We start from the raw sequence: 24,181 nt of genomic DNA, 5'->3' as shown, positions 1-24,181 counted from the left end.
CCCCGAAACCCGGCACCCGGGACACGGGCCCCGGCACTGGGACACGGGCCCGGGCACCCGGGACACCGGCCCCGCCAACCGGACTTCGGACCCCGAAACCCGGCGCCCGGGACACCGGCCCCGCCAACCGGACTTCGGACCCCGAAACCCGGCACCCGGGACACGGGCCCCGGCACTGGGACACGGGCCCGGGCACCCGGGACACCGGCCCCGCCAACCGGACTTCGGACCCCGGGACCCGGGACCCGGGACCCGGACGCAAGACGAGGGACCGGGCCCGCGGAACGCGCACCGCGGGCCCGGCATCTTTCCCCACGAGCGCCGCCGCGCCCGGCCCCCCCCCACGCGCCCCGAGGGGCGTCTCGACCCTGGAGAGCGTTGAAACGGTCCCGCGACCAGGCAGCGTCCGAGCTGTTCGCCGCCCTGTACCCGCGTCTCGCCGGCTGGTGCCGCCGTCTCGTCGACGACGACGAGACGGCCCACGAGATCGCCTCGGAGGCGTTCACCCGGCTCTGGGCCCGTTGGACGTCCGTGGACGAGCCCCGCGGCTTCCTCTATGTCACCGCGGCCAATATCGTCCGCGATCACTGGCGCAGACTGGAACGCGAGCGCAAAGCCGTGCGCCGTGTGACCACGGAGGCCGCCGTGCGCCCGTACGCCGCGGCGCCGGACCCGTCGGTACGCCTGCTCGTGCAGTCCCTGCCGGAACGGCTGCGCGTCCCGATCCTCCTCCACTACTACGCTGACATGCCGATCCGGGAGGTGTCCGTGCTGACCGGGCGCAAGGAAGGAACCGTCAAGGCCGACCTGCACGCGGCCCGGGAACTGCTCCGCGTCCATCTGAGGAGAAGCCTTGACCACACGCTTTGACGACGACCCGGAGTTCGCGCCCGACGACCCCCTCGCGGTGATCCTGCGTCCCCCGGCCGAGCACCTGGGCCCGCCCCCCGGCCGCTACCAGGCGATCCGCCGGGCCGCGGCCCGGCGCAGACTGCTGCGCGCCGCGGCCGGTGCCGGTCTCACCTGTGCTGTGGCCGCCCTCGTCGCGCTGCCCCTGCGCCTGTCGGCGTCGTCCGCCCCCGCCGTCCCGGCGGTCCCGCTCGCGCCACCTGCCCCTACCGCGTCGCCGGCGTCCCGGCCCCCGACCACGTCCCCGTCCCCGACGCCTTCGGAGGCGGCGAAGACCGCGACTCCGGGCCCCGCCCGCGGCTCCCGGGGCGCCGTCAGTCCACCGAGCAGCGTCCGGACCCCCACCTCCGACGTGTCGTCATCGAGAACGGCCGCCCCCGGCACCGCGCCCTCGGCCCACCCGTCCCGGGGTCTCCCCACCCCGACGAGCGTCAATCGGTCCGCACTCGACCAGAAAATTGGCTGATTCTGCATCGGTGGGATCGGGACCGGGAAAGTGGAGCCTGTTCGCTTATCAGCCAGTCGGATCGTGACTGATTGTCGTCGTACATCACCTTCTGCCCACCAGGCAATTGCCTGGTGGGCATGCCTGTGTGTGCCACCCTGTGACCCCTGTTCGCGCTTGGTTGGTCTCTCTCCGTAGTGTGTGCGACCGGAAGCAGGCAGTCCGCTGTATCGCACCCATGAGAAGGAGCGCAAGGTGCCGTATTTCAGTCAACATCAAAAATTGATCTTGGCTGAGATGGGTCGATAAGTGGACAATTTCTTGGGCGGTCAGCCTGGGGCGAAGAACCACTGCCTACGAACGACCTCCGTATCCGGCCGGACACGGGGGCAGCGTGTTGGAGGGGTTGTGGAACGCTATTTCACCAGCGGATGGCATGAGGATCTACGGCGTCGCGTGCGGGAGTTCGCCGAGCGGGAGGTGCGCTCGCGGATACCGGAGATGGAGTCTTCCAGGACGGTCGCGCACGAGCTGTCCGGGCTCATCGCCCGGCAGGGCTGGATCGGGGTGACCATCGGCAGGGAGTACGGCGGGATGGGGGCCGGGCATCTGGCCAAGACCATCATCATCGAGGAACTCGCCCGCGTCAGCGGTGCCATGGGCGCCATGGTCCAAGCATCCCAGCTCGGCGTCGCCAAGATAATCCACTTCGGCAACACGGCGCAGAAGCGGGCCTGGCTGCCGCGCATCGCCGGTGGCGCCTGCCTGCCGACGATCGGGGTCACCGAGCCGGAATCGGGCGGCCACGTCCTCGGTATGGGCAGCACCGCCGTCCGCGACGGCGACGACTACATTCTCAACGGCCGCAAGGTCTTCGTCGGCAACAGTCACGTCGGCGATGTGCACGGAGTGGTCGTACGCACCGGTGAGGGCTCGAAGGGGCTGTCCGCCTTCCTGGTCGAGTCCGACCGTCCGGGCTTCTCGCTCGCCCCGCACCGGCCCGCCATGGGCCTGCACGGATTCAGTTTCGGTGAACTCATCTTCGACAACTGCCGGGTGCCGGCGGCCAATCTGCTCGGCGGCGAGGGCCAGGGCCTGGCCGTCGCCTACTCGTCCAGCGTGCTGTACGGCCGGCCCAACCTGACGGCGGTCTCGCTCGGCATCCACCAGGCCGCCTTCGAGGAGACCACCGCCCTGTGCATCGAGCGCGAGCGGTACGGCGCACCACTGGCCAAACTGAACAGCATCAAACTCAAGTTGGGCAGGATGAAGTCACGGCTGATGACGGCCCGGCTGGCCGCCTACCACGCCGTATATCTGCTCGACCAGGGGCTGCCGTGCGACGCGGAGCTGATGAACGCCAAGTTCCTCAATCATGAGTCGGCCGTCGAATCGACCCGTGACGCCATGGAGATCCACGCGGCGAGCGGCCTGTTCACCGACCGCCCGGTCGAGCGCTATCTGCGCGACGCCCATCACATCTACGCCCCCGCGGGCACCTCGGACATCCAGCTGCTGCGGCTCGGCGAGGTCGCCCTGGGCACGGCCAGGGGCCAGTGGTCCGAGCGGCTGTCCGGTCTCGTCCGTACCGCCGAGCCGCGCCGCCGGCTGGGACAGTTGGAGACGGCGGGCCTGAGCTGAACAAGGGGAGCCACGGACACAGTGTCGTGCCCGCGGCTCCCGCGCATTCGGCCCGGCCCCCGTACGCGGGGCGCCCGCCCCGCGGCGGCTCAGATCCCGCCCCGGTTCTCCAGCTCGTGGATCCGGTCGACCAGTTGCTGGGCCATCGACTTGATGGTCGCCAGGCCGTCCCGCCCCCACGGGTGGGTGTCCGTGTCCACGACGCAGATCGTGCCCAGGGCCATCCCGGTCTTCCAGTCGATGAGCGGCGCGCCCATGTACGAGCGGATGCCGATCTCGTCCACGACGCGATTCCCGGCGAACCGCGGGTAGTCGCAGACGTCCTCCAGCACCAGCGCCTTCTTGCGCACGACGACATGCGGGCAGTAGCCCTGGTCGCGCGTCATCGTCCGGCCGACCGGCGTCTGCTGCTGCGGCGTCGCCTCCAGCTGCACGCCCGGCCGGCCGGCGGCGTACAGACCGGCGAAGTACTGCCGGTTCTCGTCGATGAAGTTGACCATCGAGAACGGCGCGCCGGTGACGTGCGCCAGATTGCGCGCGAACTCGTCGAACTCCGGAACGGGGGTGTCCCCGATGCCGAGTTCGCGCAGCCGGGCCACCCGGGAGGGCGCGTCCCGGTCCTCCGGGGTGAGCAGCAGATGGCCGGTCGGGTCGAAGGAGGTGTTGTAGGGAACCGGGGCTGACATGCAGGCTCCATTCGGTCGCGGTGAGCTGGCCTCAGCGCGACGGGTTAAGCTCCGCGGGCGACATGCCGGGAGTCGAGGCGAGCAGGTGCTGGACGAGGGCGATCAACACATGGGTTCCGGAGTTGCACTGCCGCGCGTCGCACGTCACGACGGGTACGTCGGGCTTGAGGGCGAGGGCCGCGCGCACCTCCTCGGCGTCGTAGCGGTAGGCGCCGTCGAACTCGTTGACGGCCACGATGAACCCGATGCCGCGCCGCTCGAAGAAGTCGACGGCGGCGAAACAGTGGTCGAGACGCCGGGTGTCCGCGAGAACCACCGCGCCCAGCGCCCCGTTGGACAGCTCGTCCCACATGAACCAGAAGCGTTCCTGACCGGGCGTGCCGAACAGATACAGGACGTTCTCGCGGGTCAGGGTGATACGGCCGAAGTCCATCGCCACGGTCGTGGTCGACTTGTCCTCGATGCCCACCAGGCTGTCCGTGCGGGCGCTGACGCTCGTCAGCAACTCCTCGGTGCTCAGCGGCTCGATCTCGCTGACCGCTCCGACAAAGGTGGTCTTGCCGACCCCGAAGCCTCCGGCGATGAGGATCTTCAGGGCGGTCGGAAAGGGGTCAGAGCCGCTTGCGAAGGCCATGCAGCACCGCCTCCAGGAGGTTTCGGTCGGTCGGGGAGGCCGCCTCTACGACGCGTGGCGCCCGCGTGGTGAGCGCCCGGTGCGTCACGAGGTCGGAGAGCAGAACCTTGGTGATGACGGCCGGCAGCCGCAGATGGGCGGCCACCTCGGCCACCGACATGGGTGCGTCGCACAGCGCGAGGACCTGGTCGTAGTCGGGGCCGAGATACGTCTGCGGCCGGGTGCCCGTGGCCATCACCATGGTCAGCAGGTCGAAGTGGGCCGAGGGACGGGTGCGCCCGTTGCTGACGGTGTACGGCCGTACTAACCGCCCGGCGTCGTCATCGAGCCAGGACACGTCCTCCGCGTCCGTCATGCTCAGCGCCCCGGATCCATCGACGCGCCGGCCACCTGCTGGCGGACCGGCGTGGCCAGGTACGGGCGGACGCTCTTGACCAGCATGGCCATTTCGTAGCCGAGCACGGCAGCGTCGGCATCCCGGTCGGCGAGGACGGCCAGGCAGGCGCCGGAGCCCGCGGCGCACACGAACAGCAGCGCGCTGTCGAGCTCCACCACCACCTGCCGTACGTCGGCCCCCTGGGCGAACTGCATGCCCGCGCTGCGGGCCAGCGAGTGGAGGCCGGACGCCAGGGCGGCCAGGTGTTCTGCTTCAGCAATCGTTTCGAGCCCGTCGAAAGCCTTCGCCAGTCCGTCGGAAGACAGCAGAAGGGCACTGCGGGTGTAGGGGACCCGCTGGACGAGGCCGGCCAGGAGCCAGTCCAGATTCTTCGACTGGCCGGCGTGCATGTCGCTCACGGTGGCGTTCTTCTCCTTGTGAAAAGTACGGAGCTTGCGGTCAGCGAGCGCTGTGGGTGGGGGGCTCGTCGGGTTCGTGGTCGGCGAGGCTGACTCCGCGCTGGAAGCTGGCCATCAATCCAGGATCGTGCTCCACCTCCTGCTCGTCGTCCCGGCGGGGGGCTGGACCGTTCCGCAGTTCCGCTACCAAGTGCTCCTGCGCGCGGCGCTGCGGCAGCCGCGGCCGGTCGTCCTGGGCGCTCCCGCCGTGCGGGGACCCGTGGTCGTGCGGGGCCGCCGGTGCCCCCGCGCCCCGGCCGTACGGCTGTGCGGGCACGGACGCGGTCCGGGCCTGCGGCAGCGGCTGCCGCAGGGCGGGCGGCCGGGCGCCGGTCTGGGCGGGTGCCGCCTGCGCGGCCTGGTACTGCGCGGGCGGCACCTGCGCCGCGGAAGCCTGGGGCGCGGCGACGTGCGCGGGGGGCATCTGGCCCGCGGGGACCCGGGGCTGGGGTATCTGTGCCTGCTGGACCTGGGTGTGTTGGCCCTGCGCCTGCTGTACCTGGGCGTGCTGTGCCTGCGCCTGCGCTATCTGCGCCTGCTGGACCTGGCGTTGCGGGATCTGGGCGTGCTGGACCTGGGCCTGCTGGACCTGCGCCTGCTGGGGAACCTCGGCGGGCGCCTCGACCGCCTCGTCGCCGATCAGCCCGCGCGGAACGACCAGGATGGCCTGGATCCCGCCGTAGATGTTGCTCTGCAGCCGGACCGCGATGCCGTGCCGACGGGCCAGCGCGGACACCACGTACAGCCCGATACGGCCGTCGGCGAGCAGCTTGCTGAGGTCGATGCGGTCCGGCTCGGCGAGCAGCGTGTTGATCCGGGTCTGCTCCTGCAGGGGCATGCCCAGACCGCGGTCCTCGACCTCGACGGCCAGCCCGGCGGTCACCCGCTGGGCGCGCAGCAGGACTTGGGTGTGCGGCTCGGAGAACATCGTGGCGTTCTCGACGAGTTCGGCCAGCAGGTGGATGACGTCGGCGACGGCGTGGCCGCGCAGCGTGCCCTCGATCGGCGGTACCAGCTTGACCCGCGAGTAGTGCTCGACCTCGGCGATCGACGACCGCAGCACCTCGGTCAGGGTCACCGGGCGGGTCCACTGCCGACGGGACACCGAGCCGCCGAGCACGGCGACGTTCTCCGCGTGCCGGCGGATGCGGGTGGCCAGGTGGTCGACGTGGAAGAGGCCCTTGAGCAGCTCCGGGTCCTCGACCTCGTTCTCCAGCTGGTCGAGCATGTTGATCGCGCGGTGCACGAGCGACTGCAGGCGCCGGGCGAGGTTGACGAAGACCTCGACCTTCTCCTCGCTGTCCGGCGAGGAGCCGCGGGAGAACTGCGCCGTCCGCGCGATCGCGGTCCTGGCCTGCCACATGCTGACGTTGATCTCGTACGCGAGACGGCCGAGCACGTCGTTCTGCGGCGGTGCCTGGTGGGCGAACGGCTGCTGCTCCACCTGCTCGCCCTGCTCCAGTCGGCGCAGCACATCCTGAAGGTCGGCCTGGCCCGCGGCGACGGCGCGGCGCAGCGACTCGTACTGCCGCGACACCGACCGGCTCTCGGCGCGGCCGGCGTACCCGGCACCGGCCAGGACGCCACAGCCGAGAACGGCGGCGCTGGTGAGCACGGCCCAGGTGGTCGCGTCGGCGGTACCCTCCTGGCTACGCAGCACGAAGAGCACGACGACGGCGGCGAGCAGTGCCATGAGCGCCGCGGGCAGCACCGCGAGCCGGACCACGGACGAGCGTGGGGAACGATTGGCCGAATCCCGCGGTGCGTCCTGTGTGGGCGGCCGGGCATGTCTGTTCCGCGCCGAAGGCGGCGCCGTCACCCGGCCGGGCTCCGAACTCACTGCGTAAGGCGGGGTTTCGGGCATCGGAGTCCTCTCGGTCATGCAGTTGGGGACACGCGGCGCGCAGCGTGGACCAACTGTCAACTCCGGTAGAGAATCAGACAGTTAATAGGACAGCCACCCTACGCCACGCTCGTTCATGTGACGTAATTCGCGCATCACGGATAGGGCACCGTGACCGGCCCAAACGATGTACCGCTACTCCTTAGCACAGCGGAATCGCCCGTCCGTGAAAGGTTGGTGAATCTATGCTTCCGGAACGCCTTCAGGCCGATCTTGCGAGGAACCCGGGGCGTTCGGGCCCGGGAGAAATCGCATCTCTCGGTCCGGGAGCGCGCAGCGGCCCGGCAGTCTCTCGCATCCGCCCGGGGGCCTGCAAGGCATGAACCAACTTGCCGGGGATACCGCTTGGATGACGCTGTCCGGGCGGATGTCGCCGGTCCTGTACCGGTGTTGGGACCTGTCATGAGACCGGTCAATGGTCCCGCACCGCAGAGCGCGGTGGATGTGACCTCGACAAGGCAGTTGGCCGCGGGCAAAAGGCAATGCATCGGTGGGGCTGACTCAAGTCCACAAGCTCGGTCCGTTCTCGGCTGTGAACGTTCTCGGGCGTGAACGTTCACGCCCGAGAAGTTCACGCCCGAGAAGTTGACGACCGACCATAACCCCACAGGGCGGGCGTGCGCAGCGCGATGACCGCCATGTCGTCATGGCCGTCGCTGGGGTGGTGGTCGGCCAGGATCCGGCACAGCTCCTCCGGCGACCGCCGGGCATGCCGGGAGGCGATGGCGGCCAGGGCGTCGAGCCCTCGGTCCAGCGGCTGGCCGGGGGTCTCCACCAAACCGTCGGTGAAGAGGACGACCGTGCTGTCCACCGGCACCACCTGACAGTAGTCGGGACGGGGCAGGTCGACCGCCACCCCGAGCGGAACCCCGGGCTCGGTGTCCAGATAGCGCACCCGGCCGTCGGGCAGCACCAGCAGTGGCGGCGGATGCCCGGCGCTGGACCAGCGCAGCCGCCAGGCGCTCTCGGCGGGTTCCAGCCGGGCCAGCAGGGCGGTCGCCACCGGCGCGTCCTCCAGGGCGTGCATGATGCGGTCGAGCCGGGTGAGGGAAGAACTGGGCAGGATGCTCCAGTCGAAGTAGAGGGCCCGCAGCATGCTGCGGATCTGCGACATGTCGGCCGCCGCCCGCAGGTCGTGCCCCACCACGTCACCGATCACCGCCGCGCACGCCCCGTCGGGCAGCAGCATGGCGTCGTACCAGTCGCCGCCCACCGCCGCGGGGGTGCTGGCCGGGCGATAGGCCGCCCCGGCCGTGAAGGGCCGCAGATCGGGCAGCCGGGGCAGCAGCAGCCGCTGGAACTGTTCCGCGCTGTGGCGGGCCTGCTGATAGAGCCGGGCGTTCTCGATCGCCACCCCGGCGGTGCTGGCCAGCGCCCGGATCACGCCCTCGTCGTGCCGGTCGAAGGGCTGGCCGTCCTTGCGGTTGGAGAGGTAGAGGTTGCCGTAGATCCTCCCGCGCACGCTGATCGCGACGCCGAGCAGGCTGCGCATCGGCGGGTGGCCGGGCGGGAATCCGGCCGACTCGGGATGTTGGCCGATGTCCTCGACCCGCAGCGGCTCGGGATGGCGGATCAGATGTCCCAGCAGCCCCTTGCCGCGCGGGAGTTCCACCCCGCTCAGATCGGCGAGTTCCCTCGCGCTGAGCCCCAGCGGGATGAACTCGTCCAGGAGCCTGCCCTCCTCGTCGAGCACGCCCATCGCCCCGTAGCGGGCGCCCACCAGGTCCATGGCGGTGCGGACGATACGGCGCAGCACCGTCGGCAGTTCGAGTTCGCCGGTGATGTTCATCACCGCCTGGAGCAGTTCCTGGAGGGTGCTCTGGGCCCGGGCCAGGGCGTGCAACTGCTCCCCGATGTGGTTCAGATCGGAGCTGAGCGGCAGATCGAGCAAGGAGGAGTAGGGCACGTCGCGGGACGGGACTTCGCGGGACGGGATCTCATGGGGCGGGATCTCGTGGGGCGGCGCCTCGCCGGGCGGCATGTCGTGGGGCGGGAGGTCGCCGGGCGGGAGGTCTTGGGGCGGCGCCTCGCCGGATGGCACCTCGCGGAATGGCGCCTTGCCGGGCGGGACGTAGCGGGGCGGCATGTCGCCGGATGGCACCTCGCGGAATGGCGCCTTGCCGGGCGGGACGTAGTGGGGCGGCGCCTCGCCGGATGGCACCTTGCGGGGCAGGACCTCACCGGGCGGGACGTAGTGGGGCGGCATGTCGCCGGACGGCGCCTCGCAGGACAGCGCCTTGCCGGGCGGGACGTAGTGGGGCGGCAGCTCGCCGGATGGCACCTTGCGGGACAGCGCCTTGCCGGGCGGGACGTAGTGGGGCGGCATGTCGCCGGGCAAGATGTAGTGGGGCGGCGCCTCGCCGGACGGCGCCTCGCGGGGCGGCATGTCGCCGAACGGCAGCCCGCCGGACGGCGCCTCGCCGGGCGGGACGTTCCGCTCCCGTGGAGCATGGTCCTCTGGCTCCCGCCGGTCCTCCGCCATCGCCGCAGCCTCACTTCCGCCGTCCGCTCCGAGTGCCCCGGCGCGAGATCCCTATGCGGCGCACCCCGGGGTGATCCAGGCAGATGAACCACGCCTCGGCGTCACCGCCGGACCGGCCCCGGAGCAGGGGGGAGGCTCCGGCCATTCCCGGCCGGAGCCTCCGCTTCCCTTCTCACTGCTGTGTCGGTGCCGTCGGCATCCTCGCCGCCGGCGGGTTATCGGACGACGATCACCACGGGGGAGCTGCCGTAGCCGCCGTAGCCGCCGTAGCCGAACCCGTAGGGGCTGAACCCGTAGGGGCTGACCCCGAATCCGCCGAACCCGCAGAAGCCGCGGTTGAAGCCACCGAAGCCGCATCCGCCGCCGCCGTGCGCCACCAGGCTGTTGTGCGACAGTGTCGCGACGCCGTGCGTGGGGACCGCGGCCGAGGCCGGACTGGCGGCCACTCCCGTTCCGACGATCGCACCGCCTGCGAGGAGAGCGGCGGCCAAGGTTCGCATGACCGGTTTCCTACGCATATTTCGGCCTCCTTTGCCCCGGTGAGTCCTCACTCATACCGGTGTATCCCCTCGCTCCAGGTAACACCGGATCGGCTGAACAGACCACCCGAGCACCCCGCGCCCCGGAATCCCGAGCCCGGTCCCCGCCGGTCCCAAGCGGTCGTTCACCACTCGGAGAGCGGCGAACGACGGGGTCCCGTCCGGGAAAGCCGACCCTCAGTCCGTTCACCCGTTGAGGTGATGACCATGCGGAGGGTGACGGCTCGGAGCGGAGCGTCCCGGCGGCGAGGTCCGCGGGCGAGGATCGCGGGGTGCCGGCTGCGACCGCGGTGTCTGTAGCAAGGCTTTCGGGTACCAGCGCACCGAGTTCTTTTGGCTCCGACGGTCGTTCGACGGTCAGCCCGGTTGTGGGCTGAGGCAGGGCCGTGGCCTGCGAGAAGATCCCGTCTCGGGCGAGGGTGAGCCTTCGACTGCCGGTTCGAGGGTGGTACCCAAACTCGTCCGTACCGTGGAGCCGACTCACGTGCGTACAGACAACCGCGGCGTACGACCGTGAAGAGGCGGCGCATGCCCTGCCCGCGGGGCGGGTGTCGGCGCTCCGTGGCGATCGAGATCGCCATCGACGCCCCCCTTCCCTCATGCGCTCAGCCGGGCATGACCGTCATGACGCTGTGGATGCGGGAGAGGGTGAATACGCGCTCGGCGTCCCGAAGGTGGCACCAGGCTTCGAGGTAGGGCGGGTCGAGCGCGAGGCGGCTGAGGGTGCGCACGGTCCGGTTGCCCGAGGTGGCGACGTACTCGACGGTGATGGCCTGGCCGGCATCGATGGCATGGGCCAGCTGGCGGATGTCGCTGTGCGGCAGGCGCTTCGCCCACCCGGCGACGACCTCCTCGGTGCCCGTGGCGAAGGGCACGCCTCCGTCGGACGGCGCGGACGCGGGAGCCGTGGACGCGGAAGCCGTGGGCGAGGCGGCCAGCAGCTGGGCCGCCAAGATGATCGGGTCGACGGCGGCGGGCGCCTTCGCCGCGCTCGTCGCGGCGATCCGGCCGCTGCCCCTCGCGCCGCTGCCCTTCCCGCCGCTGCCGCGCGGAGCCGGAACGGGGGAGGCGGCCCGCCGAGGCCGGGCCTTCTCGACGCGTACCGTGCCCTCGGCCGTCTCGGCGACAGGGGCGTACCCCTCGGCCCGGAGCGCGGCGAGCGTCGCGTCGAGCGGGCTGCGGCTGACCAGTACCGTCGGCGCCAGCTGCCGCAGTCCGAGCCCCGCGAGCCTGCGGTGGGCGGCGAGCTCGGCCAGGAGCGCGGGCTCGTCGCCGTGCAGGACGCAGGCGGCGGGGGCGATGCGCACCCGCCCGTGGCCGCGTGCGGTGTCGGCGATCAGATACGTCAGCGGCTGTGGCAGTGGCCCGTTGGCGACAGCGGACAGGTCGGCCGTGATGTCCTCGGGGACGCGGCCCGCGTCCAGAGCCCGGCGGATGCTGCCCGCGCTGAACCGCCACACCGATGCCGTGCCGCTGGTCTCCCGCTCGGCGACGGAGTCCAGGAGCCTGGCCAGTCGCGCGGACGGTGTGCCGGTGACGACGGCGGTGAGGTCGGCGCCGATCCGTGCCGTCGCGCTGGCCGAGAGCAGCAGCCGCCGGCACTCGATGCTCAGCCCCTCCGTGTCACCGGTCCGCAGGTGGATGCCGAGGGCGGACAGGGCACCGCGCGCGAGTACACCGAGCAACTCGGCCTCACGGATCACCGCGGCGAACGGCGTCCTGTCCTGGGGCGAGCCATCGGCGAGCGGGCGGTGCCAGGCGATCCGGGGCCCCAGATCCGACGTGGCCCTCACACCCTGCCCTGCCGGGAGCTGTGCGGCTGCCGTCAACAGCCCGTGGCGGGCCTGCACACAGCCGTTGCAGGGCGGTGCGCCGGCGAGGGCGGGGAGCGCCTTGTTGTCCTCGTCGCGCGCCTGGGTGGGGGTGAGCGGCAGGTTCCGCCATGCCTGGAGCAGGACCGCGAACTGCTCCGGGGGTTCCTGTTCCGCCCAGGCGTCGTATGCCTCGGTGGGCGCCACGCGATCGCCGTCCCGGCCCAGCAGCCCGGCGGCGTACGCGGTCTCAAGCGTCAGGCGTACGACGGCGTCGTCGGCCTGGGCGGCCTTGCCGATCCGGGCCAGTTCACGCGCACCGATCCCGCCGGACTTCAGCCGGGCCGGTGCGGCCGCCGAGCAGGCCGACAGCACCGAGGCGGCATGGGTGGCGAACGCCGCGGCCGCGGCTGACGCCTCGCCGTCCACCTCCACCGGGGTGACCGACACCCCTCGCACGGACGGCGGGACGGGTTGGAACGGGGCGTGCCGGCCGGACCCGCGCAGCGCGAGCGCCACCTCGGCAGGCATGCGGGCCGGACCGTAGCGGTGACGGTCCTGGATCAGCAGTCCCCGTTCCCGTGCCCATCGCTCGCCCGGTGCCGGGTCGGGGCTCGGACTCCCGAACATGATGAACTGCGGGAGTTCCCCCGGCGCAGCCGCCGCTCGGCGTTCGAGCAACTCCCGGGCCGCCGCCGGGGCCCGGGCGACCACGGAGGCGATCCGCTCCGGGTCGCTGTGGTGCTCCACCAGTGCAGCCAGTCGCTGCGGCTTGGTGCCCGGCGGCTTGATGCCGACCGCCGCCAGCATGCCGCGCAGCTCGTCGGAGGTCGTGCCCGCGAGCAGTTCCTTCAGCGGGGCGTCCAGCCCCAGCGGCGCGTCCCATGCCTGCCGCAGCGGTCCGGCCATACGGAGCCCTCCCGCGCCGTCCGGCCAGACCAGAGCGTGATCGGCCAGCGCCTCCAGCGCGGCCTCCAGTTCGCGGGTGGTTTCGTCGTCCGCGACTCCCAGCAGATCCGCCAGGGCAGCGCGCGATGCGGGCGCACCCAGCGCCGCCAGCGCCTCGGCCACCTGGAGGTGCGGCAGCGTGAGCCGCGGCAGGACCAGTGCCACCGATCCCGGGCGCTGAAGGCGGTCCGCCAGTTCCCCCACCGAGCGCGGCTCCGGAGCGGACACGGCGTCCGTCCGCGTCGTGAGTACGCGTGCCAGACGCGAGCTGTCGAGACCGCCCAGCCATGCCGCCAGCGCCGATCGGGACTTCATGCGGGGTGCACCTCGGTGGATCAGGGGGCGTTGCGTCGGGGGCGGAGCCCGGCGCCGGGTTCAAGGATGCCGGGTTCAAGGATGCCGGGTTCAAGGATGACGTATCCCCGTGATCCGCGGGTGCCGCATGCGGACACCCGCTCAGGCATGGGGGCACCCGCTCTGGCATGGGGGTACCCGCTCTGCCACAGCCGAGCGCGATGTCATCGGCGCCGAGGCAGGTGTGACGGGTGCGACGGGCCCCTCTGGGCGAGCAGCGATCGATAGGTTAGGTTAGGCACACCTAATTGTCCCTGGATTGCCCGGAGGTGGACTGTGTCCACTGCTGTTTTCTCCTCACGGTCGCGCCGCGCCGTCCTGCGCGGTCTCGGCGGCGGCGCTCTGGCCGTCGCAGGCGCCGGTGCCCTCGGCGCCTGCTCCTCCCGTGAGACGAAGGACACCCACACCGCGGGGGCCACCGACGCCGGCTTCACCATCACGGACCAGCGCGGCAAGAAGGTCACCTTCGACGGCCCGGTGCGGCGGATCGCCACCACGATCATCCCGGCACCGTCGATGATTGCCGCCGTGGACGGCTCCTACGACCGCGTCGTCGGCATCAACGAGTCCACGCTCCAGGCGAACAAGCAGGGCATCTTCGGCACCCTCTTCCCAGGGTCGAAGAAGACCGCCACCATCGCGGGCGCCGACTTCGTGCCCAATGTGGAGACCGTCGTGGGCATCGAGCCGGACGTGGTGATCCAGTGGGGCGACAAGGGCGACGAGGTCATCGCGCCCCTGGAGAACGCCGGTTTCAAGGTCATCGGCCTGACCTACGGCACCCAGCAGCAGCTGGAGACCTGGATCAAGATATTCGGCAGCCTGCTCGGCAAGGAGAAACGCGCCACCGATCTGCTCGACTGGATGCACACGGAGGACAAGGCCGTCCGCGCCCTGGTCGCCCCGTACGCGAAGAAGCAGCAGAAGGTCCTCTACCTGCGCACCGCCGCCGACGGCTGGACCACCGCCACCGGATCCGACTACGTCACCCACTGGACCGAGATCGCCGGCGGCACCAACGTGGCCCATGACGTCTCCGCCGGCTCCCCGCAGGTCTCCGCCGAGCAGATCCTCGCCTGGGATCCGGACGTCGTCCTCCTCTCCGGCTTCGACGACGCCGCCCCCGCCGACATCTACGCCAACAAGAAGCTGGCCGACGTCCGGGCGGTCCGCGAGCGCCGCGTCTACAAGGTGCCACTGGGTGGCTACCGTTGGGACCCGCCCTGCTGCGAGTCCCCGCTGATGTGGCGCTGGGTCGCCCAGGTCCTCCACCCCGAGCTGGCCACCCGGATCGGCCTGCGCAGCCGGATCAAGGACTCCTTCGACCGCCTGTACGGCTACGACATCTCCAGGGCGGAGACCGACGGGGTGCTGCACATGGACCTGAACGCGAAGAGCAGCGGCTATGACGGCTTCCGCGCCTGACGCCGCGTCGGCGCCGGCCACCGCGCCCGCCAGCGAGTCGGCCACCGCGCCTGCCACTGAGTCGGCCACCGCACCGGGCGGACCGAGCACCGGCGTCCCCGGCCGGGGCCCCCGGCTGCTGCTGTTCGCCGCCGCCACCGTGGTGGTGGCCCTCGCAGCGCTCGCCCTGGGCCGTTACGTCGTCCCGCCCAACGAACTGGTCCGGCTGCTGGCCGGCCAACTCTTCCCGGTCGACCGGACCTGGACCGACGTCGAGGAGACCGTCGTCCTCGATGTCCGCCTCCCCCGGGTACTGCTCTCCCTCCTGGTCGGCGGCGGGCTCGCGCTCGGTGGGGCCGCCCTCCAGGGTGTGTTCCGCAACCCGCTGGTCAGCCCCGACGTCATCGGCGTCGCCTCCGGCGCCTCGTTCGGTGGTGTGCTCGCGCTGCTGTTCGGTCTTGGCTCGTTCGCCGTGGTCGGCGGCGCGTTCGGCTTCGGTCTGCTGGCGCTCGCCGTCGTGATGCTGATCGGGCGGTTGAACAGCGGCAGCCCCGTCCTGATGATCGTCCTCGGCGGTACCGTCACCGGTGCCTTCTTCACCGCACTGGTCTCCTTCGCCAAGTACGTGGCCGACCCCGAGTCGCAGCTTCCCTCCATCGTCTTCTGGCTGCTCGGCTCGCTGGCCACCGCCACCTACGCCAAGGCGGTCACCGCGGCGGTCCCGATCCTGGCCGGCGCGGCCGTCGTCCTCGCCCTGCGCTGGCGGCTCAACGTCCTTTCCCTCGGCGACGACGACGCCACCGCGCTCGGTGTCCCACCCCGCCTCACCCGCGGGGTGCTGCTGTGCGCGGTGGCCCTGATGACCGCCGGTTCGGTGGCGGTCGCCGGTCTGGTCGGCTGGGTCGGCCTGGTCGTACCGCACCTCGCCCGGCTGTGGACCGGCAGTGACCACCGGGTGCAACTGCCCACCGCCTTCCTGATCGGGGGCGCCTACCTCACCGTCATCGACACCCTCTCCCGCACCCTGACCGCCACCGAGATCCCGCTCGGCATCCTCACCGCGGTCATCGGCGCCCCGTTCTTCATCGTCCTGCTCGCCAGGTCGCGCAACCGGATGTGGTCCCAGTGATCGAAGGCCGCGGTCTCGGCCACCGCTACATCAGGAACCGATGGGTCTTCCGAGGGGTCGACGTCACCGCCGAGGAGGGACGGGTCCTCGCCGTCCTGGGCCCCAACGGGCGCGGCAAGTCCACCCTGTTGTGCATCCTGGCCGGGCTGACCACGCCCACCGAGGGCACGGTCACCGCGACCGCCCCGGTGGCGTACGTCCCCCAGTCGCACGCCTCCGCCTTCGCCTACTCGGTCGCCGACATGGTGCTCATGGGCCGCTCCCGCCATCTGCGCGCCTACGCCGCACCCGGCCGCCGCGACCGCGAACTGGCCGCCGAGGCGATGGAACGGGTCGGTATCGCGCACCTGGCGAACCACTCGTACGCCGAACTCTCCGGCGGTGAGCAGCAGATGACGCTGATCGCCCGCGCCCTGGCCGCGCAGTGCCGGATGCTGGTCCTGGACGAACCCGTCTCCGCGCTGGACCTGCGCAACCAGGCCCGGGTCCTGACCCTCCTCCAAGAACTCGCCGCCGCCGGACTGGGCATCGTGCTCACCACCCACCACCCCGACCACGCCCTGCACCTCGCCGACCACGCGGTACTGGTGCTGGGCCCGGACGACGTCCGCACCGGTCCGGCCGCGGAACTGCTCGACGCCGACGCGCTGGGCGAGCTGTACGGCATCCCGGTCGTCACCGCCCAGGTCGACGGCCCACGCGGTCTGCGCGTCACGGTCGTCCCCGACCTCGGGCCCACCCGCAATTCCCTCTGTCCCGTCCCGGAGGCCGCCGAGTGACCCCCGTCCTGCACGTCACCATGGGCCCGTCCCGGTACCCGGAGGCGACCTGGGACCGGCCCTTCGCCTCCGTCGACCTGTACGACCTCGACGCGCGGCTGCTGACCGGCGGCCGGGTCAGGGGCCTGATGCTCTCCCCCGACTGCGACCAGGTCTTCCTGGAGCGCAACGCGACACTGCTGGAGACGTTCGTCCGGGGCGGCGGCCGGGTCCTGGTCAACGGGCATGTCGTACGCCCCTTCCTGCCCGGCCTTCCCTCTTGGCGGGCCATCGACCACCACGGCCCGGCCGATCTGGTGATCTCCCCGGTCACCCCGCATCCGATCTGGGACGGCGTCGACTTCCACGAGCTGCTCTACCGCACCGGCGTGCCCGGGACCCCGACCGGCGAGGAACTGGCCCGGGTCGGCGTGGCCGGCTTCTACGGGCGCGGCCACCACTCCCGGGTCCCCGAGAGCGGCACGGTGGTCAACGGCATCGGCCCGCACGCGCTGCCGCTCGACATCGTCTACCCGCTCGGCGACGGCCTGGTGCTGGCCCACGCCGGCAACGACCTGCTCGGCTTCAGCGACCCCGACCGCACTACCCGAACCCTCGGTCCGCGTCTGATCGCCTGGCTGGAGGGCAGCCTCTGATGTCTCACCTCGGCTTCCTGCACGGCGGTTCCTTCCACCAACTGGCCACCCTCGCCGAGCCGGCGGTCCGGCTGTGGCGCCCCCGCGAGATCTACCTCCCGGACGCGACCGCGGCCGACTTCGACGGCCTGGACACCCTGATCGTCTCCGACCGGCTGCACCCGGGCCTGCTGGCCCGCGCCGCGCCTGACCTGCTCCAGGTCACCGAGCGCGGCGGCACGGTCGTCGTCCTCGGCGAGAACGACATCGTCGGCTGGCTGCCGGGCCTACGCGGATTCCGGCATGCCGCGACCAACTTCTGGTGGTGGCGCACCGGCGAGGACAACGGCGTCCGCCGAACCGCCGAGGACCACTCGGCATGGCGGCACCTCACCGAGCGCGCGGTCCGCTGGCACTACCACGGCCTGCTGGAGCCCCCGGCGGGCGCGACCCCGCTCGCCCACACCGTCCTGGAACAGGAGGGCACCCCGGCCACCCAGCAGGTTCTCCTCTACGAGGACACCGTCTCCACCCCGGGCCGGCTGATCGTCACCACCATGGACCCGGTCTACCATCACGGCTCGCGCTTCATGCCGGGCGCCACCCAGCTCCTCTACGGCCTCCTCCGCTGGACCGGAACCTGACGCTCCACGACCGACGACACCGGCGGCCGACTGTCGAAACCACCGCACGCGGGAGAGCTACGCCGCCCTGGGCCGCCTCGCCCTGGGCGGCGTCGCACGCATGCCCGAGGCGGGCCCCGCTACCTCCTCAAGCAGGAAGGTCTCGTCAAGCAGGAAGGTCTCGTCTTCCCCGAAGTCCGGGGCCTGGAAGGGACTTGTCGTCGGAGGCGGCGATGCTGGAGCGGCAGAGCGGGGCTGCCCTTCCAGGGCGGAGAACAGCGACGTCGGATCGATGAGAGAGCTCTCTTTCGTTACAGGTCCCTGAAGGGTCCTGGCGTGCCGTGACCGGGCACAACGGTTCTACAGCTTGGTCATCTTGGCGTACGGGCTCAAGATCCGCATTTGCGCCGAGCCGAAATCCACGAGCGCTGCGATTCCATCCTCGACGCTGATCACCCGGCCGAGGCCGTACACATCGTGCGTGACCTGGTCGCCCACAGCGAAGTGCTTGGGGGCCGGCGTGACCGGTGCTTTGAAGGGGCTGGTGGGCAAATGACGCTTCGGTGCAGCAGGCTTTGTCATTGGCCCTAGTATGCGCCTACGAACTGCGTCGGTGACTGCCTTGCCGATCGTTGGACTCCACTCCCGCAGGAGCGGAGCCTGCCGACCGGTCGGCAGGCTCCCCGTACCCTTGCAGTACCCGCACCTTCCACGGGTGCGGTTCCCGTCGGGCGTCAAATGGCGGACGTCCACGAATGAAGGATCTGATCCACACATGCTGATCGCTCAGCGTCCCTCGTTGACCGAAGAGGTCGTCGACGAGTTCCGTTCCCGGTTCGTGATCGAGCCGCTGGAGCCGGGCTTCGGCTACACCCTCGGCAACTCGCTCCGCCGCACCCTCCTGTCGTCGATTCCCGGTGCCGCTGTCACCAGCATCCGGATCGACGGTGTTCTGCACGAGTTCACCACCGTGCCGGGCGTCAAGGAGGATGTCACCGACCTGATCCTCAACATCAAGCAGCTGGTCGTCTCCTCGGAGCACGACGAGCCGGTCGTGATGTATCTGCGCAAGCAGGGCCCGGGTCTGGTCACCGCCGCCGACATCGCGCCCCCGGCCGGTGTCGAGGTGCACAACCCCGACCTGGTCCTCGCCACGCTGAACGGCAAGGGCAAGCTGGAGATGGAGCTGACCGTCGAGCGCGGTCGCGGTTATGTCTCCGCGGTGCAGAACAAGCAGGTGGGCCAGGAGATCGGCCGGGTCCCGGTCGACTCGATCTACTCGCCGGTTCTCAAGGTCACGTACAAGGTCGAGGCCACGCGTGTCGAGCAGCGCACCGACTTCGACAAGCTGATCGTCGATGTCGAGACCAAGCAGGCGATGCGTCCCCGTGACGCCATGGCGTCGGCCGGCAAGACCCTGGTCGAGCTGTTCGGTCTGGCCCGCGAGCTGAACATCGACGCCGAGGGCATCGACATGGGCCCGTCCCCGACGGACGCCGCCCTGGCCGCCGACCTCGCGCTGCCGATCGAGGAGCTGGAACTCACGGTCCGCTCCTACAACTGCCTCAAGCGTGAGGGCGTCCACTCGGTGGGTGAGCTCCTGGCGCGCTCCGAGGCGGACCTGCTCGACATCCGCAACTTCGGTGCGAAGTCGATCGACGAGGTCAAGGCGAAGCTGGCCGGCCTGGGCCTGGCGCTCAAGGACAGCCCGCCCGGATTCGACCCGACCGCCGCAGCCTTCGACGCGGACGACAACGGGAGCACGGGTTTTATGGAGACCGAGCAGTACTGAACACTGCGCCTGCGCCGGGTCGCGGGGAGCCAGGACGACAGAGAAGCCGACGACGAGCACCGGCCGACCGCACCCGGCTCCCCAAGGACCCACCGCCGAAGACACAGACACCCAAGCGCTCCAAGCCTGACGGAGCGCTTGCGTGTGCCCCCGTCCGGCGCTGCTGATGACGGCTGTGGATGTGTTGATGGCAGCCGTGGATGTCAGAGACCTCCGATCCACGGCCCACGGCCCACGGCCCACGGCTCCATGATTCATGGCTCCACGCGGAGCGGTCGACGATCAGGCTCGTCACACGATGTGTCGAGTGACCGACCTGACACGCCCGAAAAGCCAACTGAGACGGGTGAACGCCAGAGGGCCGGGCCGAATCTGCTCGCTCTGGGCGTCGCCCCAAGCGTCTTGCGGAGCCACGGATCTACGGCTTCCGTGCACAGCTCGACCCGTCCTTCGTATGTCGGTCATCAAGGTGTGGGGTCGAGGCAGCCGGCCCGGTGTCCGTCGGCGGGTCGTAGTGAGCGACATCGAGGCCACCCGAATGGTGCAACGTGACGTGCCACCCACATGGGTGAGGATCAAGCTGACTAGTGCCCCAACCGAGGTAATCCGTGAAAGGGGAACCAAATGCGCATTCGACGAATCCTCGCCGCCGCCATCGCCACGGCAGCCCTCGCCGGACTCGGCCTCACAGGCGCCGCCACTGCCACCGCCGCCACCGCACAGGGTGCCCCGTCCTACGTCACCCCTTCTGAGTGCAAGCAGGGCGGCGGAACGCCCGATCTGACGGACAACCGCTGCAAGGGCGGTACGCACGACGGGGAGCAGATCGACTAAACCTCTCAAGGCGCCCCGCAGCCCACGCGCCGCGGGGCGCTCCCGTGCGAGCGTAGCCGGGAGAGTCGCAGGGACTGTGCCGACCCGTCGGGCACGCTAGGTCCGAGTCGGCCCGGAAGCACGCGGCGGGCGGGAGCTCCCGAACGTGATGGCGCTCTTTGATTTTCGTCACCCGAGGCAGGCGCCGGATGCGTTCGTGCCGTTCCTGAACTACTGCCGACAGCGCCTCGCCGATGATCCCCACCTGTGGGCGGCCCTGTTCGACGAGATCATCGAGCTCGGCTATCAGGGCGGCTACTCCACGTTCACGCGGGCCCTGCGCCGCCATGACGTCCGGCCGCACTGCGAACAGTGCCAGGCGACCAAGGGCCGCGACGTCGCGGTCATCGCCCACCCGCCGGGAGAGGAGATCCAGTTCGACTGGCTGGGACTTCCAAGCGCAACAAGTCGGAGACGCCCTCTGGGAGCCGCCCGGCACGGCCCGGAAAGCCAGCTGAGACGGAGACTGAGACGGCCGAACGCCAGAGGGCCGGGCCACTTTCGTGGTCCGGCCCTCTGATCAGGCGGAGGATACGAGATTCGAACTCGTGAGGGGTTGCCCCCAACACGCTTTCCAACTGTGGTGGTGGGGCGATGGGGTGTGTACAGGGCCGTTCACCTGCGTACATGGGTGGTTGGCCATGGGAGTGGCTACCGGCTTCGGTCTCGCCTGAACGACGGTGAACGGCGCTGAATGAGACGGAAACTGAGACGGACAGGCATGCAGGGCTGAGGCGTCCGACCAGCCAGATCGCTGGTCTGACAGCTTCGTCCGTACGAGGATGCTGCCATGCGCCATACCGATGAAGAGGACGAACGGCTCAGGTTGATCCGCCGCTACGTCACGCCCGACCGGCGGTACCTCAAAGTCGGTGGCGTCCTTCTTGGTATGAGTGGACGCGACCGTGCCAGGTTCATGAAGAAGCTGGGCAAGGCTGCCGGTGAGATCAGCCCTCGTGAACTGTGCACTCTGCTCGACGGAGGATGGCGCGAGCGCAAGACGGCGGCCTGGCTCATCGCTGTGGCCGGCAGGACCGAGTTCCGGGAGCGTCTTGGCCAACTCCTGCTCGCCAGCGAAGGGCCGTATGCAGGACAGGCGTACTGCGTGGCGCTGGCCACCTTGGGCACTCCTGCCGACGCAGACGCTTTGCTCGCTTACCTCGACTACTACCTTCCCCAACCTGACCTCTACTACGACCAGCAAGCCGCCCTCGGCGCGCTCTTGCTCCTCGACGCCAAGCTCGGTGCTGACCACGCGGCCCGGTTCCTCGCGCCGAATGGGCTCTGGCAGCAGTGGATCGACGGGCCACCCAGCAAGGACCGCGATGCCCCCGACAGCTATCGAGCGTTCATCGGTCAGCTCTGCGCTTTCGCTGATGAAGCTGCCAAGCACTGTTCGGCACGTAGCTCGGTTTGACCGCACTGACGGTTGAGGGATCGACTCTTCTTCTTGCCCTGGGTGGTGTCAGGGATCTTGGGGAGCTGCATTTTTGCAGACCAGGGACGGTGGGCTCGTGCGCTTGCTGGTCGTCATTGGCCACTGTCGAGCGGCCTGGGACGGCCCAGCTCTGCCGGACTCCGCCACGCTGACCCTCTCAACGCCTCCCGTCTGAAGCTCAGTCGACGACAGTCAGCAACGATGGCGAGGACGCCGACCGACTATGCCTGCCCCGTGGGAGTGGCCAGTCGCTCATCAATGTTGCCCGTGACGCTGACCGAGGGCTCCACAACCCCATAACGATCTTCCTGCCACCGCGTCTGACGTCGTCCCACACACCTTCCAGCTGTGTTGGTGCGTTGGGGGCATATACAGAGGCGTCCCTCTGGCTTCACGGTGTCTCGCCGCAGGTGCCGATCGCTCTGACTCTCTCATAGGCGTTTGGTGAACCAGGCACTCTGCCAGTGTGAATCGACTCCGGCAGATGGCGCGACCCCGTCCTGCCTCTGCGTCTTCCATGCGTTTGTAACATGCGAGAAGCCCACATACAGAGGGTAGCTGTGCCCTAACCTTGTGCTGATCGTCTCAGCTGAGAGGGGTAGCCATGACGGACCCGATTGTTGCAAGTGTTGTATCGGCTGCGGGTTCGGCAGCTGGACGTGCTGCCGGACCTCTCCTGGTGGTGGGTGCTCGTTCGCGCCTCGAGCGAAGAGCCATCAAGAAGCGTACGGCCAACGTTGAATTCCATGGCGCCAAAGAAGTGGAAGATGCCCTAGTCGGCATTTCTTCTGCCGACCGTGAAAAAATTCTCCAGTTCATGGAATCTGCCGAATTCAAAAACTTGTGTTTCGAGGTAGCCGTCGCCGCCTGCATGCCCGGGAAGCCTGATTCTCACCTAGCGGTGCTAAAGAGTACCCTCGAAGTCTCACTTCGGAGGTACAGTGGAGTCGAGAACGAAAAAACCCAGTTAATTGCAAATGCACTCTTCTCGGAAATCCTCAGCATTTCCTGGGCGGAAGTGAATCGGCATCAAAAAGAGAGCGGCATCTCAAAGCGGAGCCTTACACCAGAAATCGTTGCATCTCACGTCGCATCCGCTTCAAGAAACGCAGAGATTCATCGCCAAATCTCCAGCCTTGCGGAAATCGACAAGTTTTCAGCCCGGCTGTCGCAGCAGTGTTCGAAAGTGCATGGTCGAATTAGGCCAGCACAAACGGAGTCCGGCGCACGTGTCCCGTTCGAAGATCTCTTTGTGCCGCCGACCCTGACGATCATTAACGGATCTTCTAAGAATGTGGGGCATTCTGACGTCAGAGATCTGGTAAAGCAAGTCGGTAGGGTCGTCGTCCTTGGGGACCCCGGAGGCGGCAAAACAACTCTGGCGTTGAAGCTGACGATAGATGTAGCGAAAGGTATGGGGACGGGGCCTACGCTACAAAGCCCCTTGCGTGTAGTGCTTCGCGAATACGCGAGCCACTATAAGGCCAACCATGAATCAATCATCGATTTTCTAGAAAAACAATGCAAAGCAGACTATGCTACGCCCGCCCCCGAGGGTGCGATTGACTATCTCCTGCTGAACGGGAGGGCTGTAGTCGTATTCGACGGGTTGGACGAGCTAACTGATAATAGCCTGCGCGCATCGATCGTTGATGCTGTGGAAGCTTTTACACATGCGTATCCGACGGCCCCGATCCTTGTTACTTCGCGTAAAGTCGGGTACGAAATGGCTGCGCTCGACGAGAATCTATTTGTAGTAACACACCTCTCACCCTTCAATGCATTTCAAAAGAAAAGTTATGTAGAAAAGTGGTTCTCGAATGTCAGAGGATCTACGGGAGAAGAGGGCATGCCCGAAAGGTTCTTGGCTGAATCCTCTCATGCGAAGGACCTGACCTCTAACCCCCTCATGCTGGGCCTTATGTGCGCTCTCTACAGGGGAGAGGGGTACATCCCCCGAAATCGCCCAGACCTTTATCGCAGATGCTCGGAGTTTCTTTTCGAGCGATGGGACGCATCTAGGGGTATCACAATCGCCAAGCCGTTTGAACGCGGTATCCAGTTCGCTATGTTTAGTTTGGCGCTGAGCATGCTCCGGAACCTGGGCGAGAGCGGCGGAATGACGGAAAGGGAGCTAATTCGCTACACTTCTGACTATCTACTTGATCAGCAGTACGAGGATCGAGACAGTTCCGATGCTGCAGCAGAGGCATTTGTAAGGTATTGTCGGGGCCGAGCCTGGGTTTTGATTGAGCTGTTGCCAGCAATGATCGGTGGCGCTCCGTGACCACATCATGCGGTGCGGCTCTTCTCGAAGTGGAATAGGGCCAGGGCCGCGGCGAC

Annotated in this window: 22 protein-coding genes; 13 read left to right on the top strand and 9 right to left on the bottom strand. The window is 69.1% G+C overall.

Translation table 11 applies throughout. The annotated features are described in order from the left end of the window. Positions 1–378: 378 nt before the first annotated feature. From ACWEKM_RS30045 to ACWEKM_RS30035, 3 genes are all read left to right on the top strand, one after another. Complete coding sequence (locus ACWEKM_RS30045; protein ID WP_451624403.1) at positions 379–870, top strand: RNA polymerase sigma factor; 492 nt, start codon at positions 379–381, stop codon at positions 868–870. Beyond that, the gene (locus ACWEKM_RS30040; protein ID WP_451624402.1) at positions 854–1,375 is read left to right on the top strand and encodes a hypothetical protein; all 522 of its coding nucleotides are present in this window, start codon (positions 854–856) and stop codon (positions 1,373–1,375) included. Before ACWEKM_RS30045 ends, ACWEKM_RS30040 begins: the two co-directional genes overlap by 17 nt. 387 nt (positions 1,376–1,762) lie before the next feature. After that, complete coding sequence (locus tag ACWEKM_RS30035) at positions 1,763–2,995, top strand: acyl-CoA dehydrogenase family protein (protein WP_451624401.1); 1,233 nt, start codon at positions 1,763–1,765, stop codon at positions 2,993–2,995. Between the two features lie 89 nt (positions 2,996–3,084). Here ACWEKM_RS30035 and ACWEKM_RS30030 read toward each other — a convergent pair whose 3' ends face one another. From ACWEKM_RS30030 to ACWEKM_RS29995, 8 genes are all read right to left on the bottom strand, one after another. Beyond that, a complete protein-coding gene (locus ACWEKM_RS30030) occupies positions 3,085–3,681 on the bottom strand; it encodes a GAF domain-containing protein (RefSeq protein WP_451624400.1) in 597 nt (198 codons plus the stop codon). A gap of 31 nt (positions 3,682–3,712) precedes the next feature. Then, positions 3,713–4,315, bottom strand: coding sequence for a GTP-binding protein (locus ACWEKM_RS30025; protein WP_451624399.1), 603 nt, complete (start codon positions 4,313–4,315; stop codon positions 3,713–3,715). Next, the gene (locus ACWEKM_RS30020) at positions 4,293–4,670 is read right to left on the bottom strand and encodes a DUF742 domain-containing protein (protein WP_451624398.1); all 378 of its coding nucleotides are present in this window, start codon (positions 4,668–4,670) and stop codon (positions 4,293–4,295) included. Before ACWEKM_RS30020 ends, ACWEKM_RS30025 begins: the two co-directional genes overlap by 23 nt. 2 nt (positions 4,671–4,672) lie before the next feature. Further along, positions 4,673–5,101 (bottom strand): roadblock/LC7 domain-containing protein, encoded by a 429-nt coding sequence (locus tag ACWEKM_RS30015; protein ID WP_451624421.1) that lies wholly within the window; start codon positions 5,099–5,101, stop codon positions 4,673–4,675. 49 nt (positions 5,102–5,150) lie between these two features. Further along, the gene (locus ACWEKM_RS30010; RefSeq protein WP_451624397.1) at positions 5,151–6,875 is read right to left on the bottom strand and encodes a sensor histidine kinase; all 1,725 of its coding nucleotides are present in this window, start codon (positions 6,873–6,875) and stop codon (positions 5,151–5,153) included. A gap of 748 nt (positions 6,876–7,623) precedes the next feature. Further along, on the bottom strand, positions 7,624–9,033 hold the full coding sequence (locus ACWEKM_RS30005; protein ID WP_451624420.1) for a PP2C family protein-serine/threonine phosphatase: 1,410 nt from the start codon (positions 9,031–9,033) through the stop codon (positions 7,624–7,626). A 716-nt stretch (positions 9,034–9,749) separates the two neighbouring features. Further along, the gene (locus tag ACWEKM_RS30000) at positions 9,750–10,034 is read right to left on the bottom strand and encodes a hypothetical protein (RefSeq protein WP_451624396.1); all 285 of its coding nucleotides are present in this window, start codon (positions 10,032–10,034) and stop codon (positions 9,750–9,752) included. Between the two features lie 644 nt (positions 10,035–10,678). Next, positions 10,679–13,147, bottom strand: coding sequence for a helicase C-terminal domain-containing protein (locus ACWEKM_RS29995; protein WP_451624395.1), 2,469 nt, complete (start codon positions 13,145–13,147; stop codon positions 10,679–10,681). Between the two features lie 315 nt (positions 13,148–13,462). Between ACWEKM_RS29995 and ACWEKM_RS29990 the strand changes: the two genes are divergently transcribed. Genes ACWEKM_RS29990 through ACWEKM_RS29970 form a run of 5 tightly spaced genes read left to right on the top strand, consistent with a single transcriptional unit; the run spans position 13,463 to position 17,756 of the window. Continuing rightward, positions 13,463–14,611: an ABC transporter substrate-binding protein gene (locus tag ACWEKM_RS29990; protein ID WP_451624394.1), complete on the top strand. Its 1,149-nt coding sequence runs from the start codon at positions 13,463–13,465 to the stop codon at positions 14,609–14,611. Next, positions 14,592–15,719: a FecCD family ABC transporter permease gene (locus tag ACWEKM_RS29985; RefSeq protein ID WP_451624393.1), complete on the top strand. Its 1,128-nt coding sequence runs from the start codon at positions 14,592–14,594 to the stop codon at positions 15,717–15,719. Before ACWEKM_RS29990 ends, ACWEKM_RS29985 begins: the two co-directional genes overlap by 20 nt. Beyond that, positions 15,716–16,498: an ABC transporter ATP-binding protein gene (locus ACWEKM_RS29980; protein WP_451624392.1), complete on the top strand. Its 783-nt coding sequence runs from the start codon at positions 15,716–15,718 to the stop codon at positions 16,496–16,498. The genes ACWEKM_RS29985 and ACWEKM_RS29980 overlap by 4 nt, the downstream gene beginning before the upstream one ends. Next, positions 16,495–17,133 (top strand): hypothetical protein, encoded by a 639-nt coding sequence (locus ACWEKM_RS29975; protein WP_451624391.1) that lies wholly within the window; start codon positions 16,495–16,497, stop codon positions 17,131–17,133. The genes ACWEKM_RS29980 and ACWEKM_RS29975 overlap by 4 nt, the downstream gene beginning before the upstream one ends. Continuing rightward, positions 17,133–17,756 (top strand): hypothetical protein, encoded by a 624-nt coding sequence (locus ACWEKM_RS29970; RefSeq protein WP_451624390.1) that lies wholly within the window; start codon positions 17,133–17,135, stop codon positions 17,754–17,756. Before ACWEKM_RS29975 ends, ACWEKM_RS29970 begins: the two co-directional genes overlap by 1 nt. Before the next feature lie 339 nt (positions 17,757–18,095). Here ACWEKM_RS29970 and ACWEKM_RS29965 read toward each other — a convergent pair whose 3' ends face one another. Further along, positions 18,096–18,317, bottom strand: coding sequence for a hypothetical protein (locus ACWEKM_RS29965; RefSeq protein ID WP_451624389.1), 222 nt, complete (start codon positions 18,315–18,317; stop codon positions 18,096–18,098). Positions 18,318–18,510: 193 nt separating this feature from the next. Here ACWEKM_RS29965 and ACWEKM_RS29960 point away from each other — a divergent pair, with 193 nt between their 5' ends. The 5 genes from ACWEKM_RS29960 (at position 18,511) to ACWEKM_RS29940 (ending at position 24,125) form a co-directional block, all read left to right on the top strand. Beyond that, on the top strand, positions 18,511–19,527 hold the full coding sequence (locus ACWEKM_RS29960; protein WP_451624388.1) for a DNA-directed RNA polymerase subunit alpha: 1,017 nt from the start codon (positions 18,511–18,513) through the stop codon (positions 19,525–19,527). A 624-nt stretch (positions 19,528–20,151) separates the two neighbouring features. Continuing rightward, positions 20,152–20,361, top strand: coding sequence for a hypothetical protein (locus ACWEKM_RS29955; RefSeq protein ID WP_451624387.1), 210 nt, complete (start codon positions 20,152–20,154; stop codon positions 20,359–20,361). Positions 20,362–20,557: 196 nt separating this feature from the next. After that, positions 20,558–20,920 (top strand): hypothetical protein, encoded by a 363-nt coding sequence (locus ACWEKM_RS29950; RefSeq protein ID WP_451624386.1) that lies wholly within the window; start codon positions 20,558–20,560, stop codon positions 20,918–20,920. A gap of 270 nt (positions 20,921–21,190) precedes the next feature. After that, complete coding sequence (locus ACWEKM_RS29945) at positions 21,191–21,817, top strand: DUF6000 family protein (protein ID WP_451624385.1); 627 nt, start codon at positions 21,191–21,193, stop codon at positions 21,815–21,817. Positions 21,818–22,442: 625 nt separating this feature from the next. Continuing rightward, positions 22,443–24,125 carry an NACHT domain-containing protein gene (locus tag ACWEKM_RS29940; protein WP_451624384.1) on the top strand — a complete coding sequence of 561 codons (1,683 nt, stop codon included), beginning with the start codon at positions 22,443–22,445 and terminating at the stop codon, positions 24,123–24,125. The last annotated feature ends 56 nt before the right edge of the window (positions 24,126–24,181 follow it).

The sequence above is a fragment of the Streptomyces sp. NPDC004752 genome (assembly GCF_053601275.1).
This window is presented reverse-complemented; position numbering and strand designations above follow the sequence as displayed.